Annotated in this window: 14 protein-coding genes; 8 read left to right on the top strand and 6 right to left on the bottom strand. The window is 37.1% G+C overall.

Going from position 1 to position 16143, the window contains the following annotated elements:
* Positions 1 to 57 precede the first annotated feature (57 nt).
* Positions 58 to 963, bottom strand: a complete 906-nt coding sequence (gene rnm / locus CPS_RS15715) for an RNase RNM (protein ID WP_011044281.1) — start codon at positions 961 to 963, stop codon at positions 58 to 60.
* Positions 964 to 1366: 403 nt separating this feature from the next.
* Here rnm and CPS_RS15720 point away from each other — a divergent pair, with 403 nt between their 5' ends.
* From CPS_RS15720 to trpA, 6 genes are read left to right on the top strand one after another with little or no spacing between them, the layout of a single operon-like run.
* Complete coding sequence (locus CPS_RS15720) at positions 1367 to 3010, top strand: anthranilate synthase component 1 (RefSeq protein ID WP_011044282.1); 1644 nt, start codon at positions 1367 to 1369, stop codon at positions 3008 to 3010.
* Positions 3003 to 3632, top strand: coding sequence for an aminodeoxychorismate/anthranilate synthase component II (locus tag CPS_RS15725; RefSeq protein WP_011044283.1), 630 nt, complete (start codon positions 3003 to 3005; stop codon positions 3630 to 3632). The genes CPS_RS15720 and CPS_RS15725 overlap by 8 nt, the downstream gene beginning before the upstream one ends.
* Before the next feature lie 49 nt (positions 3633 to 3681).
* Entirely contained in the window at positions 3682 to 4779 is a 1098-nt protein-coding gene (trpD, locus tag CPS_RS15730) for an anthranilate phosphoribosyltransferase (RefSeq protein ID WP_011044284.1), read from the top strand.
* Between the two features lies 1 nt (position 4780).
* On the top strand, positions 4781 to 6223 hold the full coding sequence (gene trpCF / locus CPS_RS15735) for a bifunctional indole-3-glycerol-phosphate synthase TrpC/phosphoribosylanthranilate isomerase TrpF (RefSeq protein WP_011044285.1): 1443 nt from the start codon (positions 4781 to 4783) through the stop codon (positions 6221 to 6223).
* A gap of 1 nt (position 6224) precedes the next feature.
* The gene (gene trpB, locus CPS_RS15740) at positions 6225 to 7487 is read left to right on the top strand and encodes a tryptophan synthase subunit beta (RefSeq protein ID WP_011044286.1); all 1263 of its coding nucleotides are present in this window, start codon (positions 6225 to 6227) and stop codon (positions 7485 to 7487) included.
* Positions 7487 to 8335 carry a tryptophan synthase subunit alpha gene (gene trpA / locus CPS_RS15745; protein ID WP_011044287.1) on the top strand — a complete coding sequence of 283 codons (849 nt, stop codon included), beginning with the start codon at positions 7487 to 7489 and terminating at the stop codon, positions 8333 to 8335. The genes trpB and trpA overlap by 1 nt, the downstream gene beginning before the upstream one ends.
* Positions 8336 to 8429: 94 nt before the next feature.
* Here trpA and CPS_RS15750 read toward each other — a convergent pair whose 3' ends face one another.
* The 3 genes from CPS_RS15750 to CPS_RS15760 all read right to left on the bottom strand — a co-directional run bounded on the left by CPS_RS15750 (position 8430) and on the right by CPS_RS15760 (position 11909).
* Positions 8430 to 8786, bottom strand: coding sequence for a hypothetical protein (locus CPS_RS15750; RefSeq protein ID WP_041737100.1), 357 nt, complete (start codon positions 8784 to 8786; stop codon positions 8430 to 8432).
* 1890 nt (positions 8787 to 10676) lie between these two features.
* On the bottom strand, positions 10677 to 11348 hold the full coding sequence (locus tag CPS_RS15755) for a GNAT family N-acetyltransferase (RefSeq protein WP_011044289.1): 672 nt from the start codon (positions 11346 to 11348) through the stop codon (positions 10677 to 10679).
* 168 nt (positions 11349 to 11516) lie between these two features.
* Complete coding sequence (locus tag CPS_RS15760; RefSeq protein WP_011044290.1) at positions 11517 to 11909, bottom strand: DUF3192 domain-containing protein; 393 nt, start codon at positions 11907 to 11909, stop codon at positions 11517 to 11519.
* 192 nt (positions 11910 to 12101) lie between these two features.
* Here CPS_RS15760 and CPS_RS15765 point away from each other — a divergent pair, with 192 nt between their 5' ends.
* Complete coding sequence (locus CPS_RS15765) at positions 12102 to 12467, top strand: hypothetical protein (protein ID WP_011044291.1); 366 nt, start codon at positions 12102 to 12104, stop codon at positions 12465 to 12467.
* Positions 12468 to 12487: 20 nt separating this feature from the next.
* Here the strand turns inward: CPS_RS15765 and syd are convergent, their stop codons facing one another.
* A complete protein-coding gene (gene syd, locus CPS_RS15770; protein ID WP_011044292.1) occupies positions 12488 to 13090 on the bottom strand; it encodes a SecY-interacting protein in 603 nt (200 codons plus the stop codon).
* A 55-nt stretch (positions 13091 to 13145) separates the two neighbouring features.
* Here syd and queF point away from each other — a divergent pair, with 55 nt between their 5' ends.
* Positions 13146 to 14006, top strand: coding sequence for an NADPH-dependent 7-cyano-7-deazaguanine reductase QueF (gene queF, locus CPS_RS15775; protein ID WP_011044293.1), 861 nt, complete (start codon positions 13146 to 13148; stop codon positions 14004 to 14006).
* 69 nt (positions 14007 to 14075) lie between these two features.
* On the opposite strand, the gene CPS_RS15780 is transcribed toward queF, so the two are convergent.
* Positions 14076 to 15908 (bottom strand): M61 family metallopeptidase, encoded by a 1833-nt coding sequence (locus tag CPS_RS15780; protein WP_011044294.1) that lies wholly within the window; start codon positions 15906 to 15908, stop codon positions 14076 to 14078.
* Between the last annotated feature and the right edge of the window lie 235 nt (positions 15909 to 16143).

Raw genomic sequence — 16143 nt, forward strand, 5'->3', positions numbered from 1 at the left:
GTTTCTTGTCAGTTGAAACGGCTAATTAATCTGTTGAGATACTTTCTATCGTTTGCGTTATTGCCATTGAGCCCAAATAGGTTTTGCACCAACAGGCATAGTCAGGTTACGACCTAAGTCACTCCATTTATTTGGGTAGTGAAAATCTGATCCCATCGAAGCATATAAATTGTATTCTTGACAATAAGCCAACATCTTTCGTCTTTGATCCGGGCTCATTTGTGGTAATACCACTTCTAAACCATCACCTGAAACTTCGCTAAAGTGAACAATCAAACGCCGTAACCATTTAGCCGAAAGATCATATCTAATTGGGTGAGCCATCACTGCGCTTCCGCCAGCTTGATGTATAGCCACAATAGCTTCTTCAATACTACACCAGTTAGGTTTTACATAAGCGCGTTGCCCTTTTGAACCTTTCTTACCAATATATTTATCAAAGGCCTGTTGCATAGTACTAACATGCCCTTGTTGATGCAGTACTTTAGCAAAGTGAGCCCGTGTAATAGAGCCTTCACCAGCCATCGCTTTAGCATCGGTATAAATAGTTGGGAAACCACACTTCGTTAGTTTCTCACCCATTGAAATAGCGCGCTGTTCTCTCGCTTCTTGCTGCTGCTCTATAAGTGATTTTAATTCTGAATTTTTCTTATCAATATTTAAACCAACAATATGAATCTCAAACCCTTGCCATGCAGTAGATATTTCAATGCCATCAATCAATTTAAGTGGAATATTTTTGTCTTCAATATGCTTTTGCGCTATATCAAGCCCAGCGACAGTATCATGATCTGTGATAGCTAAAACATCAATTTGAAAGTTAGCCGCCCTATCTATCAAGGTTTGTGGCGACAAGCCGCCATCAGAGCAATTCGTGTGGCTGTGTAGGTCGATGCGTTTGTGGGCAAAACCCTCGGTTTTTACTATCAGATGCGGGAAATCAGTGGTTGACAGCAACGCCATAATAAGGTCTTCTATAGGGGTAAAACTTAGTCTTATGATAAGTTTACTGATAACGAGTAAACAATGATACTTTTTCCTTTATTATTAATCGAAAAGTAGATAAGACAATACATTTTAAAGGTACGTAAATAATGAACACAGCAAATACAAACATAACATTAATTTGGTGGTGGCATAACTCGACATAATTGGGTTGTGATAATTGCGTGTATCTTAAAAAAGATGAATCGAATTTCAAAAAAACCCGCTCCTGTTAGCGGGTTTTTCTCGTTAAAGCGAACGAGAGTTAGTAAACAAAGGATTTAAAATGAACAGAACAAAAACATGGTTTATTTGGTGGCTGTTGCCTATTTACGCAGGCTGACAATTTTTCGTTTAATAAACTCTAATAGAAGTATTCAATATGACTCAAAATTTACCAAGTAAAATCAAGGGTGAAGTAATCACCATACAAGATAGTACTTACTATCAAAATGATCCGTTAAGTGTTTACCAATTATTATGTCACCAACAACAACATAATATATTACTAGAATCTGCCGAGATTGATAAAAAGCATTTATTAAAAAGCCTATTATTAACTGACGCGGCAGTAAAGATTGTATGTAATGGCAATACTGTCACTTTCTCTGCATTATCCTTAAATGGCGAAAGTGCTATCGATTACGCGGCGACTCAACTAGAGTCACATGCTCAAGTAAGTTTTGCTGATGATGGAAAATCATTTCAAGCAACATTTAGCGAGGTTGCTAAAGACCTTGATGAAAAAGCGCGATTAAGTGCAACCAATCAATTTCACAGTTTACGATTATTCAATCAACTCACCGATGATAAAAGTCACCCTTTCTCCGTATTTTTAGGGGGTGTTTTTGCTTTTGATCTTATGGCAATAGCAGAGGAATTACCCACTGTTGCTCAAGGTGATAATACTTGCCCTGATTTTGTTTATTACTTAGCTGAAACGTTAGTAATTATTGACCATGAATTACAAAGCACCGAAATTATAGGTAATATTTTCAACTGCAATGATTCTGAAAAAACCAAACAAAGCCAAGTAGTGATTTCCAATCGTGTTGCTCAGATTAAAGAAACGCTTGCTAAGTCTATTGATGCCGAACAGGTATTGCAATTAAGCCCTTCATTTACCGATATAGCCGATAAAGATAAACTCAATGAACAATTGCAAGTTGATATTAGTGACGAACGTTTTTGTGAAATAGTTGATCAATTAAAAGAAAATATTCGAGCAGGTGATATTTTTCAAGTAGTGCCATCACGTACTTTTAGCTTACCTTGTTTTGATTCTATTGCTGCTTATAAAGCCCTCAAGATTAGTAACCCTAGTCCTTATATGTTTTATTTAAAAGATAGTGATTTTTGTATTTTTGGCGCATCGCCAGAATCGTCATTAAAATATCAAGCGAGTAATCGTCATGTTGAGATTTACCCAATAGCGGGGACTCGCCCTCGCGGTTTCGATCAACAGGGTAATATTTCACTCGACTTAGACAGTCGAATAGAATTAGAACTGAGGCAAGATAAAAAAGAATCTGCCGAACATATCATGTTGGTTGATTTAGCACGAAATGATGTTGCTAGAGTTTCACAACCCGGTACTCGTTATGTTGCCGACTTACTCAAAGTTGATCGATACTCTCACGTAATGCACTTAGTTTCACGAGTATGCGGTACCTTACAAACCGATTTAGATGCGTTACATGCCTATCAGGCTTGCATGAATATGGGCACGTTATCTGGTGCCCCTAAAGTAAAAGCAACCTCCCTTATTAGGGCAGTTGAAGGTAAACGACGTGGTAGTTATGGCGGTGCGGTTGGTTACTTAACTGGTACTGGTGAAATGGATACTTGTATTGTTATACGCTCCGCCTTTGTTAAAGATAATATTGCTCAAGTACAAGCGGGTGCTGGTGTGGTCTATGATTCAGACCCAATAAGTGAAGCAAATGAAACAAGGCAAAAAGCCCAAGCGGTTATTAGTGCCATTATCACGGCTAATACGTCGGCAAAGGAGCAAGCTCATGACTAAATTATTTATGCTCGATAATCTAGATTCTTTTACATATAACTTGGTCGATGAATTTCAATGTTTAGGGTTTGAGCCCAGTGTTTATCGAAATACACTCAGTGCTGATTTTATTTTCAGCAAAATGCTTGAACATACCCAAAAAACATCAGAGCCGGTATTACTTGTTTTATCCCCTGGCCCAGGCGAGCCAAATAAAGCGGGTTGCCTGATGGCTTTGATCAAAATGTGTGCTGGACGTATTCCGATGCTAGGTATTTGTTTAGGACATCAAGCATTAATTGAACACTATGGTGGTCTGGTAGACAGAGCTGAAGAAATTGTGCACGGTAAAGCATCAAGTATTACTCATAGTGGCTGTGGTGCATTTGAAAATATTCAAAACCCTTTACCCGTTGCTCGCTATCATTCATTGATAGGCAAAGATATACCAAAATCATTAGACGTGATAGCCCAGTATAACGGTATGTGTATGGCCATTAGTAAAGATGAAGACGCTGTTTTAGCCTTTCAATTTCATCCCGAATCAATATTAACGACATTTGGTGCAACCTTGTTGGCTCAGAGTATTCAGCATTTACTTACCTTAGCCCCATCACTTAATAATAAAGTTACTGGAGAATAAAATGACGAATCCACTAAATACTGACTCCAATAGTATAGGTTCCAAAGAGATGGCTTCAACCAGTGCTGCCTCAAATGAGTTAGTTTCATCAACTATCAACACTATTTTACCTACCTTAGTTGATGGCCTTGATTTGAATCAAAGACAAAGCCATGACTTTTTTCAGCAAGTACTCCAAGGCAACATCGACCCAGCTTTAATGGCGAGTGTATTAACAGCACTAAAAATTAAAGGTGAAACACCAGAAGAAATCGCTGGTGCGGCAATTGCTATTCGCGCAGCTGCGACTCCTTTTCCTGAACGTAATAAAGAAGATATTGTCGCCGATTGTGTTGGTACTGGTGGTGATGGTGCTAATACCATTAATATTTCAACTACTGCTGCGGTTCTAGCAGCAGCTTGTGGCTTAAAAATGGCGAAACATGGCAATAGAAGTGTTTCAAGTATGTCTGGCTCGGCTGATTTACTCGAAGCATTTGGCGTCAATTTATCCATGTCACCTGAAACAGCCAATCACTGTCTAGCACAAACAAATTTATGTTTCTTATATGCCCCTGCTTACCACTCTGGTTTTAAATATGCCGGACCAGTGAGAAAAGCTATGGGCATTCGTACCTTATTCAATATCTTAGGGCCGCTAGTTAATCCTGCTAAGCCAAATATAATGTTACTCGGCGTATATACGCCTGAATTATTAATGCCGATGGCTCAAGCACTCCAGCTGACCGGTGTTAAACGCGCTTTTGTTGTTCATGGTAGTGGCTTAGATGAAATTGCGTTACACGGCAATACGCAAGCCATTGAAATTAACAATGGTGAACTAATTGAACGTACGATTTCACCACAAGACTTTGGCTTAAAAAATTACACTCTTGAAGAGATTAAGGGTGGCACGCCTGCAGAAAATGCCGATATTATTAGAGATATTTTATCTGGTCAAGGAAAGGATGCACACAATGCAGCAGTAATAGTTAACTGTGCTGCATTACTGTATTTACACGATAAAGCTGAGTCACTTACTCAAGCTGCACAACTTGCAACAGAGGTGCTTGCTTCAGGTAAAGGCTTAAGCACTTTATTAACCTTGGTTAAACTTTCAAACCAAGATGTTTCATCGACTCAAACTGAATTAAAGGCTGATAAATAATATGAATACCGACACAAATACTTCAGCTGAAAAGAATATTTTAGAACAAATAGTTGACGATAAACGTATTGAAATTGCGGCTTTAAAAATTAAGAAACCATTATCAAGCTTTATTGATGAACTAGTGCCAACAACTAAAGATATGTATGCGGCATTAACAAGAACTAAAGATAAACCTTATGCTGGTTTTATCCTTGAATGCAAAAAAGCATCACCTTCTAAAGGGCTTATCCGCCCAGATTTCGATGTTAAAGCCATTTGCCAAATTTATGATAAATATGCAGCCGCTATTTCAGTATTAACGGATGAAAAATATTTCCAAGGTAATTTTGATTACCTCAAAATAGTAACCCAATCGGTAAAGTGCCCGGTACTTAATAAAGATTTCTTTGTTGATAGCTATCAAGTGTACTTAGCAAGATACTACGGTGCTGACGCAGTTTTATTGATGCTTAGTGTATTATCAGATGAAGAGTACCTTGAGTTATCGGCAGTTGCCGAACAATATAACTTAGCAGTACTAACAGAAATATCCACCGAAGCTGAGCGCGATAGAGCAATAAAGCTCAATGCAAAAATGATCGGTATTAATAATCGCAACCTACGTGATCTAAGTACTGATATTTCACGTACATTCGACTTTGCACCAACTATTCCGGACGATAGAATCATTATTTCTGAATCAGGCATTTATTCTCACTCTCAAGTGAGAGAATTAGCCCCTGCTGTTGATGGGTTTTTAGTAGGGAGCTCATTAATGGATCCCAAAAACAACGCTTATCAAGATATTGATTTAGCGTGTCGCAAGCTCATTTATGGAAATAATAAAGTCTGCGGATTAACAGATATAAAATATGCTACCGCAGCCGCTGATAAAGGAGCACGTTTTGGCGGACTTATTTTTGCAGAGAAGTCGCCTCGATATGTTACCAAGGAGCAAGCTCAGGTAATTATCAAAGCAGAGCCCAAATTAGAGTATGTCGGCGTTTTTGTTAATGAAGATCGTGATCAGATTATTGAATTAGTTCAAGCGCTACATTTAAGTGCAGTGCAACTTCATGGGAGTGAAGATATTCAGTATATAGAGGCTTTAATTGCCGAACTTGCCCTGAAAAATTGCGATTTTTGTCAAATATGGCAAGCGAGTCCCGTAGCACAAAGTGTGCCTTTGCTTAATCCAAATGTCAGCCATCATGTACTTGATGGTCAAAGCCCTGGCAGTGGTAAAACCTTCGATTGGCAAGTGTTAGCCTTGAGTGAGCAAAATTTATCAAAAAGCTTTTTAGCTGGAGGTTTAAATAATGACAATATTGGTCAAGCCCTCGAGCAGTTAACCCATGTAGATTTATTTGGCCTAGACCTCAACTCAGGTGTAGAAGATAGCCCAGGTATTAAATCAAGTGACAAACTAGCGCAAGTATTTTCGAAAATTAGGAATTATTAAGATGTCAGATACAAATAAGAATACTCAAGAGACAAAATCAAATAAAACTCGCTTGCCTGCCTACTTTGGTGAGTTTGGTGGTATGTACGTTGGTGAGTTATTAGTCCCCGCACTAGAGCAATTAGAGCAAGCTTTTATCGAGTCTCAAACCGATGAAGCCTTTTTAACCGAGTTCAATAATTTATTAACAAAATATGCTGGAAGACCAACACCATTAACGTGTTGTCGTAACATTGTAAAAAACCCTCTAGCTAAAATTTACTTGAAGCGTGAGGATCTATTACATGGTGGAGCACATAAAACGAACCAAGTTTTAGGACAAGCTCTACTTGCTAAGCGCATGGGTAAAACTGAAATAATTGCTGAAACGGGTGCTGGACAGCACGGTGTTGCAACCGCGATTGCCTGTTCATTACTTGGGTTGAAATGTAAAGTTTACATGGGCGCTGTAGATTGTCAGCGACAACAGCCTAATGTTTTTCGTATGGAATTAATGGGCGCTGAAGTTATTCCTGTAACGGCTGGCTCAGGTACATTAAAAGACGCTGTTAATGAAGCACTAAGAGATTGGTCTGCAAATTATGAAAATGCACACTACTTATTAGGTACAGCTGCCGGGCCTCACCCATTTCCTACTATAGTGCGTGAATTTCAAAAAATGATTGGTGAAGAAGCCAAAGCACAGTTTTATGATGAAGAAGGTCGTTTACCTGATTATGTTATCGCCTGTGTTGGCGGTGGTTCAAATGCTATCGGCATGTTTCACGATTTTATTAAAGAAGAGGGTGTTAAGCTTATTGGCGTTGAAGCCGGTGGTAAAGGTATTGATACCAACGAACACGGTGCAACACTTGTTGCTGGTACAAAAGGAATGTTGCATGGTAACTACACCTATATAATGCAAGATGATTTTGGCCAAATTCAAGAATCTTACTCAGTATCTGCTGGTCTTGACTACCCTGCGGTTGGTCCACAACATGCCTTTTTGAAAGATACTGGACGTGCTCAATATGTTCCTATTAATGATGATGAAGCATTGGCAGCATTTCAAGCCTTAGCAATGAATGAAGGCATTATTCCTGCACTTGAATCATCTCATGCCCTTGCCCAAGCATTAAAAATGGCAGAGTCTGCAACCGAAGAAACTATTTATTTAGTTAACTTGTCAGGTCGTGGCGATAAAGATTTAGCCCATGTCCATGCTATTCTTTCACCTGAAGAAGCTTCATCCACAACAAAAGTTAAACACAGAGGAGAGGCATAATGTCAAACTCAAACATTCAACAAGCTGGTGCCCGATACCAAGCCTCATTCGCGTCATTAAAAGAAAAAAATGAACAAGCCTTCATCCCTTTTGTCATGATTGGCGATCCTAATGCTGAACAGTCAATTGCTGTTATCAAAAGTTTAATTGATGCTGGAGCTGATGCCTTAGAGTTAGGTATTCCATTTTCGGATCCAAGTGCTGATGGTTTGACTATTCAAAATGCAGCTCTTCGTGCTTTAGGTGCTGGCATCAACACCGATATTTGTATTGATATATTAAAAAGAGTAAGAGAATACGCGCCACAGATACCTATTGGTTTATTGCTTTATGGCAACTTAGTTTTTGCACGCGGTATTGATGCCTTTTATCGGGATATGAGCGCAGCTGGAGTTGATTCAGTTTTGATTGCTGATGTACCTATTAGAGAGAGTGAACCGTTTAGAGAAGCGGCATTAAAATACGGTATTGCTCCTATTTTCATTGCGCCTCCTAATGCGAGTGATGAAACCTTACGTGAAGTGTCCTCATACTCTCGTGGTTATACCTATGTATTAAGTCGCGCAGGCGTGACCGGCGTAGACACGGCAGAAAGCCCCAAAAACACTGTTACGACGACAGCAAACAAGTTAATTGATAGTTTAGCAAAATATCATGCTGCGCCTCCTGTGCTAGGATTTGGAATTTCAACACCACAACAAGTTAAAGATGCCCTCAAAGCAGGCGCTCTTGGTGCAATTAGTGGATCGGCAGTAGTTAAAATCATTGAAGATAACTTAGCCGACGAAAGTAAAATGCTCATTGATTTAACGCATTTTGTTAAAGATATGAAAGCTGCTACGAGGTAATAAACGCCTAATAACGTTAAGTTATCAAGTGACCGGCTAATTAATAACAATAAAAAAAGGAGCAATTATATTGCTCCTTTTTTATTATGTTTATTTAAATTCTCAACATGCGGACTGATAAAAAAACTATCACTAACGTTAAACCGATAAAGAGCAATGCTAAAAGATGATACAAACTTCGTTGCAATTTAATTTTAGCCCGTGTAAACACGCCTTGTGAGACTTCATCGTTCTTTGGGAGATTATGGAAAAGAGAAAGTAATATATTAAATAGTAATAACCATATCAAGCCAACAAAACTTAACATAGCTGTAGGATCGGTTGATTGCGTTGGCAAAGATGTTTGCAGCACCTGAGCAACAATAACTGCAATGAGCAGTACTGCCACTATATAAGTCAATTTACGAAATGGTTGTAGCTTTGAAGACAGTTTTTCTAATATTTCCAACATGAACAGCCCAACTCTCAAATGACTCAATGATTTTCGAATAAATGACGTTCAAAGCATACGGTACTGGTTGATAATGATTTTCCCTAGTAAATCATATCGATAAACGAACATAGATTATAATCTAAACATAAAAAAATGCGACTCAATGAGTCGCATTTTTGTAACTAGCTTATACGGTGCGTCCTGCACACATATTAATGATCTCATTTCTTCCTTGAACAACTATCCTTAGTATATCCTTTATGAATCCATTCATGTCCATGTTGGGTAACGGTTACGTTTCCTATTCAATCATCCATAATTAGTGTCTTCCTGACCCTATTTCCTTTAAAGTATACAATTCAACAATTCCGTGTTTTATCCTTTAGTTAACCTTCCTTAGCTAACATTCCTTGGTAATAGTCTTCCGTAACTATTGTCTTCCTGACCTTGGTTATCCTCACCAAGCCACATCCTTGTTTATATCATCCATAGCGGCATCCTACCACTAGACTTCATCCTTAAAGCCTCCTTGTTAAACCCTATTATTAATAGCACTAACGTGTTATTAATAATTAAAGCATCCTGCTTTAGGTTTTCCTTCTCTCTTATACAAGCATCCTTACTCATATATTCCTTGAAATGCATCCATTGCATTATTCCTGCTCAACTCAATCCCTGAGTCATGTTACCGTCCTCGGTAAGTCCTTAAGTTACTATATCCATCTTAGTAACCGCATCTTCCTTAATCACGTTACAAGTAACGCCGAAGCCCCCTGCTCCTTGTCTCCCTGACATGATTGATATTACACCTAAATATCGTTTATCGAAGCGAGTAATAACAAAGTTCAAAATGTAAAAATAATGTAACAAAAACTTTTTTTATTTTACTCTTATTAATCAGTACGATAGGATTTATTGGTCTTATGTTCTAGCTGAAATTGCCAACATATCTCACACTGATGTAGGACATGTCTTACAAAGAATACAGAGGTTTGGCGGTGTTATTATTTATCCAGAGATGAACTAGAGTAAATACGGTTTGAAGCGGGGTTGTCGAGTAATTTTTATAACTGGGTGATTTATTAGGATCTATAAAAAATGCGACTCATTGAGTCGCATCTTTATAACTAGCTTATATGGTGCGTCCTGCACACATATTTAATGATCTCATTTCTTCCTTGAACAACTATCCTTAGCACATCCCTTATGAGTCCACTCATATCCATTTAGAAAAACGATTAGTCTCTCATTTAATCATCCATAATTCATGTCTTCCTGACATTGGCTATCATCACTAAGCCATATCCTTTCATTTCTTCCTTTGTGGTATCCTACCACTCGACTCTATCCTTAAAGTCTCCTTATCAAACCCTATCCTGAATAACACAAAAATATTATTTAGAATTAAAGCATCCTGCTTTAGGTTTTCCTTTTATCTGACACAAGCATCCTTACTTATATCTTCCTTGAATAGCATCCGTTGCATCCAACTTTCTCAACTCAATCCTTAAGTAATAATTACCGTCCCGGTAAGTCCTTAAGCCACTAGATTCCATCTCAGTAACTTGCATCTTCCTTAATAGCATTACAAGTAATGCTGAAGCCCCCTGCTTCTTGTCTTCCTGACAGGAATAATAATACACCTAAACATCATTGGTCGAAGCAGGTTAACAATTAAGATCCAAATACAGAAACAACATCACAATTAATGACAAAAAATAACCGATTACAATCAATAACTTAAGGTTGTGATTTAAATAAAGCAGCAGAAATTGCCAATATATCTCACAGTGATGTAAGACATGTCTTACAAAAAAAATAGCACTTTGTCAGTGCTATTTTTTTTAGGGAATGAAATTAGGGAACAAGAGACCTACAGTAGCTTCAATAAAAGCAAATAAATAACATTTATTCTTCTTTATCTCGATAGTGAACCATCACAGAACCACAGACATTGCCTACTGTCACCTCTTTAACCGTGTGATAATCAACCTGTTTGAAGAATTCTTTAAATTTTCCTGAGGTTGCATACACCGCAACACCCTCACTATCGGGATGTTCATCAAGAACTGTATTTACAGCGGCCATTAAGTAGTGACCAAAACCATGCTGTTGATGCAGTGGATGAACTGCGATAAAGGATAAAAAGTGAAATATTTTTAACGGCACAGCAGCCAATACAGTGTGCTCTTTTTGCATCATTTGTTTGGTACTAAAGTAACCTGCATTCAACAGCATCTTTAAACGCCAATGCCAAAAACGATCACTCGCCAATGTTTCATCAGGGCTATTAATACAAGCAACACCAACCATAGCCTCACCTAGATACAGTCCAATCATAGGCTGTTTAGCTTGCCAGAAAGCATTAAGTTCTTCCCTGATAGCACCACGAAGACGTTGCTCATAATCTTCTTTATCGCTTTTAAAAATATCCAAAAAAACGGGGTCATCATGATAGGCCTGATATAAAAGGGACGCGGCTAATTTCAATTCATGAGCACCCAAATATGTCGCTCGAATATTAACGTCTTGATTTATATTGCTATCAACACTACTTTCTACCGATACTGTCTCACTCATTATTATCCCTACTCTGACGATGGATGATCATTAATTTAACAACCCACCATACCAGTATAATTTCAAATAGGTCAAATATAATAAGTTTATAACAAACTGTTACTATAGATGTGGAGATAAAAAATACCCCGCTATGCGGGGGATTTAAAAATTCAAGAAAACTGATAATTAATTTGCTATAACCTTATCAATTTTTGAATAATCTCCACCATTACCTGTTTCTACTAGTTGGCCATTAATAAACTGGAGGAAAGTACATTCATCTTTTGTCGTTAAACCATCTTTATGTTTGCGTTGGGTGCGATAATATAGAACGCGCACTGTATTATCGCCATCAGCATAAGTCTCAGAAAAATCAGAAACACCTAAATTTTCTTGTATATCCATAAATGAAGTGCCTAATTGTACTTTGGCAATTTTCTTACGATTTTTATAAGTTCGGTCTTCGCTATCACCAACAAAACCATGATCCATTCCGTCGTCATTTATTTTAATAACACATCCAGATAATGTCATAGCTAGTGGAGCTGCAATCAGTAAAGCTATTATTGATTTTTTCATGTCTATATTTCCTAAGGTGTTTTAATATTTATTATAATGCTCAGATGTATTAAGGCAAAAAACAAGCCAAATAATTAAGTGACTGAATTTAAAGAGTTTTAAAAAATAAGAAAATGAAAACCAAGACATCTTTAGTTATATTGGCTAAAATATAGTTAAATTAATTATTCATATTCCAAATCAGTAAGTAAAATGACAATTATCGATGAAATTTTAATCTGCGCAAATCAATTAGCTAATGCCGGAACAAAGCCGACAGTTGCTTTAGTAAAAGCAAAGCTAAGTCAACGTGCTCCATTAGCTACGGTAATAACTACTCTGAAAGGCTGGCAGCATCAACCCGACTTTATTGCTCCTACTATTAATGAAGAACAAGTAGTGAATAACGATTCATCGGCAAAAAACACGTCGGAGTTACTGGAATCCTTACTTGAAAATGGTGTGATAAAAAAAGTGATTCAACAATCATTAGCTTTGGAATTAACTGAAATGAAAAAAGAACTATATGAGATGAAGTTGCTCATCAACAACTTAAGTGAGCAACTGACTAAAAAGTAGGAATGATTTAATCTTTGCTATTATGATTTTTCACTCACTACATTTTTATGAGTTAACTGACTTATAAACTCAGCTAATGAATCGCTGAGTTTTTTATGCGGCTTACAACCAACTTGTTCGACCCAGACCTCTCCACTACTGTTATCTACAGAAATAATCATGTCTTCCTCGTCGGTAACAGCGAAAAAAACAGTTTCAACTTGCTTTAACTTTTGTTTCATTAAAATATGACCGATGATATTTTCTTGTAATCGTTCAAAATCGTCTTTGTTCCAAGCAAAAAGAAGAGATAATTCACCGTCATCAGACTGCGCTTCAATATCACCGCTAAAAATAGTGGTGAAATATATTTTAATATCCGGATGTAATTCAATATTTAATGCTGACTCGACATTCTCAAAAGAGAGTGCTTCTTCTTTGTTATCAGCTAATTGAACACTTTCCATTGCAACGGCTTGCCAGTAATGGTGACTAGTATCATGTGAACCTAAGTCACACGGTGATGGCCATTGTTCATCATGTTCTACTGTAGGAAGATGTCCAAATTGCTCGACGTGTTGTTGACTATAGCTTTTACTGAAGTTTAAAATCGCTTGCGTTAAAGTTTTATTTGTAGATGTCATATAAAGAAAAGATCCTTTAAAATAGCGAGATACTAGCTCACTACTGAAAAATTTTATGGCCAATTATCAAAATGCAACGGAACTCAGCAAATTAACACTGGGGAAAAGTACACAATATTGCAGCGAATATACCGCAGATTTGCTACAAGGAGTACCTAGAAGTTTAAATAGGGACGACTTAGCACTAAATCAAAGTAATTTACCTTTTGTAGGTGAGGATGTTTGGTATGGATATGAACTATCATGGTTAAATGGAAAGGGTAAGCCCGTTGTCGCTGTTGCTGAATTTCGATTTGCTTGCACCAGTGACAATATTGTTGAATCAAAGTCGTTTAAACTTTATTTAAATAGCTTTAATCAAACACGGTTTTCCAGCATTAAAGACGTAGAGAAAGTATTAACTAAAGATCTATCAAAAATAGCTGGCTCTGAGGCAAGCGTAAATTTGTTTGGTGTTGATCACTGCCCTGCCTTAGATATTGCCAAAAAATCAGATAAATGTATTTGTATTGATGGTGAAGATATCAGCATAGACAATTATCAATATGACCCACAATTGCTCGCTACAGCACAAGATGAAAGATCAGGATCTCAAATTGAAGAGTATTTAGTTAGCCATCTATTAAAATCTAATTGTTTAATAACTAATCAGCCAGATTGGGCGAGCATCTATATCCATTACCGTGGTAAAGCGATAGATCATTCATCATTGCTAAAGTATTTAATATCCTTTCGCCAGCACAATGAATTTCATGAACAATGTGTAGAGAGAATCTACTGTGATTTACAGCAATTTTGTCAACTTGATGAGTTAACCATTTTTGCACGCTACACCAGACGAGGAGGGTTAGATATTAACCCATTCAGAAGTAGTCATATTGAACAAGCTCCTTTTGCCAGAACATTGCGCCAATAACAGAGAGCACTCCTATAAAAAAAAAAAGCATAGAGCGACATAACATGCGTGCTTTATGCTTTTATATGACTATTTCTTCTCTGGAAAATCGACACCCATCCATGCTTTAAAAAATGCTTTTTGTTCGACACTTGCCTTTGCAATTGGAATGATTTTTAACTTATTTTTAGGTATCGCTGCCAGTTTAAGACGGCTAGTTATTAACTTATCTCTTCGAAAATAGGTAACCGTAATAGTTTGTTTCGGTTTAAAATCTTTTAAACGGTTATCAAGTTCATTGTCGAGCAGGCGCAGTCCATCGATTGCAACAATGACATCTTCTGTCGTAAGTCCTGCGTCCCATGCTGGACTATTTTTCTCTACCGATGAAACAATTAAATCATGGTTATCTAGCTTAGTTTTAAGACCAGTCCAAACTTTAGATTGCTCACTCGATTTATCCTTAACATTTTTAGCATAACTCATCTTTAGACCAGCTTTAGCTAATAAACGGTTAAAATTAATTTTTGTTGTTCCTTGGATATTTTTTTGCCACCAAACTTGATAGTCGTCACCTGTTATCTGTTCTAATATACTTAAAACATCTTGTTCATCATAGCCTTTTGGCAGGCGATGTTGTTGGTAAAGTTGATTGTGTGCATTTCGATAACTTTTCGATAATGCAGTTTTAGCGAGAATATCAAAATCAAGTAACCAAGAGGCTAAAAATCCTTCTGAATAAATGTTCACGCTATGATTATTACCATAATCTCCTCCCTCACTTATCCAAGCATCAAAGCTTGCTTGTGCCACACTCTGACTTTCTTTCCCTGGTTTATGAGCATGCGCGGTAATTCGTTTAGCTAACGCAGTAAAAAATTCATCTGTCGTCATTAAATTACCACGTAATAAAAGCTGGTATTGCAAATAACTGGTTGAACCTTCTACTAACCATAACAAGTTAGAGTAATTTTCTTGTTGATAATCGTAAGGCACAATGCCTTTCGGGCGATACTGCTTTACATTCCATGTATGAACAAATTCGTGAGCAGCAACAGCAATAAAACTGAGGTAATCTTTTCGGGTTGAAAATTTAAAACGCGAACGCTGAATTATGGTTGAATTTACATGCTCTGTTGCACCGCGAGCACCACTCGTTGCGTGCACCATAAATACATAACGCTTAAAAGGGTATCCCTGCCAAACATGCTTACTTTGTTTTACCAATATTTGTAAATCTTTAACCATTTTCGCACTGTCGTAATTACCTTCTCCCCATATGACCAGTTCATACTGTCGATTATCAACGCTAAACTGATAGTGTTCATTAATACCGCTTTCAATAGGAGAATCTACTAGTTGATCATAATCATGGGCAATAAATTGATGGCTATTATTACCGGATTCAAGACCAGAAAAGCTTTTCCATAATTTAGGCACTGAAAGCTGTACGATATGTTCTGAACTTCGACTTGCCTGACTGTACATAACAACGGCGGAGCTATCTAAAAAAGCATGGCTATCATCAATATGACGAGTTCTTTTCGCCAATTGGTTTGCATAAACTTGGTAAGTTAAAGTGATTTTTTTGTTTTTAGCATCACTCACCTGCCACGTATTTTTATCTATTTTATGCCAGCTAAGCACATTACCTTGGCTATCTTGAGCAATGAATTCACGAATTCCATTGGCTAAGTTGAGCGTCTCGTATCGACCGGTACGCCAAGTAGGAAGATAAAAGTTAACTTTACTTTCATTTACTTGCTCAAATTTAAGTTCAACGTTCGCTAAATGGTGCTCTGGTTGCTCTACGCTGATGTTAACTTCTACACTCGCATTAGCTGATATCAGCTGTGTAAAAAATAAAGATATTGCTATTATTAATTTAATTTTATAATTAAATACGCGCGTAAATTCGCTCATTATTGGTACACAAAGTTGTTGCTATAAGATGGCGCTATTTTACCAATGAAAAATTGCTCAATACTATTAAAATTTACTGTAGAACAATGAAAGTAATCTTTTTTCACTCACATACTGATAAATAACATTTTTATGGTATAAACTGTCTTATAATAAGAACAAAGTAATAGTATAGTAATAAACTATTTATCAAGATAAATAGCAGAAAACAAAGCATTAATTATGTTATTTAGAC

Source organism: Colwellia psychrerythraea 34H (assembly GCF_000012325.1).
Taxonomy (GTDB): Bacteria; Pseudomonadota; Gammaproteobacteria; order Enterobacterales; family Alteromonadaceae; genus Colwellia; species Colwellia psychrerythraea_A.

Excerpts from the sequence above, each read along its gene's own strand:
- rnm (WP_011044281.1), bottom strand. The coding sequence starts at position 963 with ATGGCGTTGCTGTCAACCACTGATTTCCCGCATCTGATAGTAAAAACC.
- CPS_RS15720 (WP_011044282.1), top strand. The coding sequence starts at position 1,367 with ATGACTCAAAATTTACCAAGTAAAATCAAGGGTGAAGTAATCACCATA.
- CPS_RS15725 (WP_011044283.1), top strand. The coding sequence starts at position 3,003 with ATGACTAAATTATTTATGCTCGATAATCTAGATTCTTTTACATATAAC.
- trpD (WP_011044284.1), top strand. The coding sequence starts at position 3,682 with ATGGCTTCAACCAGTGCTGCCTCAAATGAGTTAGTTTCATCAACTATC.
- trpCF (WP_011044285.1), top strand. The coding sequence starts at position 4,781 with ATGAATACCGACACAAATACTTCAGCTGAAAAGAATATTTTAGAACAA.
- trpB (WP_011044286.1), top strand. The coding sequence starts at position 6,225 with ATGTCAGATACAAATAAGAATACTCAAGAGACAAAATCAAATAAAACT.
- trpA (WP_011044287.1), top strand. The coding sequence starts at position 7,487 with ATGTCAAACTCAAACATTCAACAAGCTGGTGCCCGATACCAAGCCTCA.
- CPS_RS15750 (WP_041737100.1), bottom strand. The coding sequence starts at position 8,786 with ATGTTGGAAATATTAGAAAAACTGTCTTCAAAGCTACAACCATTTCGT.
- CPS_RS15755 (WP_011044289.1), bottom strand. The coding sequence starts at position 11,348 with ATGAGTGAGACAGTATCGGTAGAAAGTAGTGTTGATAGCAATATAAAT.
- CPS_RS15760 (WP_011044290.1), bottom strand. The coding sequence starts at position 11,909 with ATGAAAAAATCAATAATAGCTTTACTGATTGCAGCTCCACTAGCTATG.
- CPS_RS15765 (WP_011044291.1), top strand. The coding sequence starts at position 12,102 with ATGACAATTATCGATGAAATTTTAATCTGCGCAAATCAATTAGCTAAT.
- syd (WP_011044292.1), bottom strand. The coding sequence starts at position 13,090 with ATGACATCTACAAATAAAACTTTAACGCAAGCGATTTTAAACTTCAGT.
- queF (WP_011044293.1), top strand. The coding sequence starts at position 13,146 with ATGGCCAATTATCAAAATGCAACGGAACTCAGCAAATTAACACTGGGG.
- CPS_RS15780 (WP_011044294.1), bottom strand. The coding sequence starts at position 15,908 with ATGAGCGAATTTACGCGCGTATTTAATTATAAAATTAAATTAATAATA.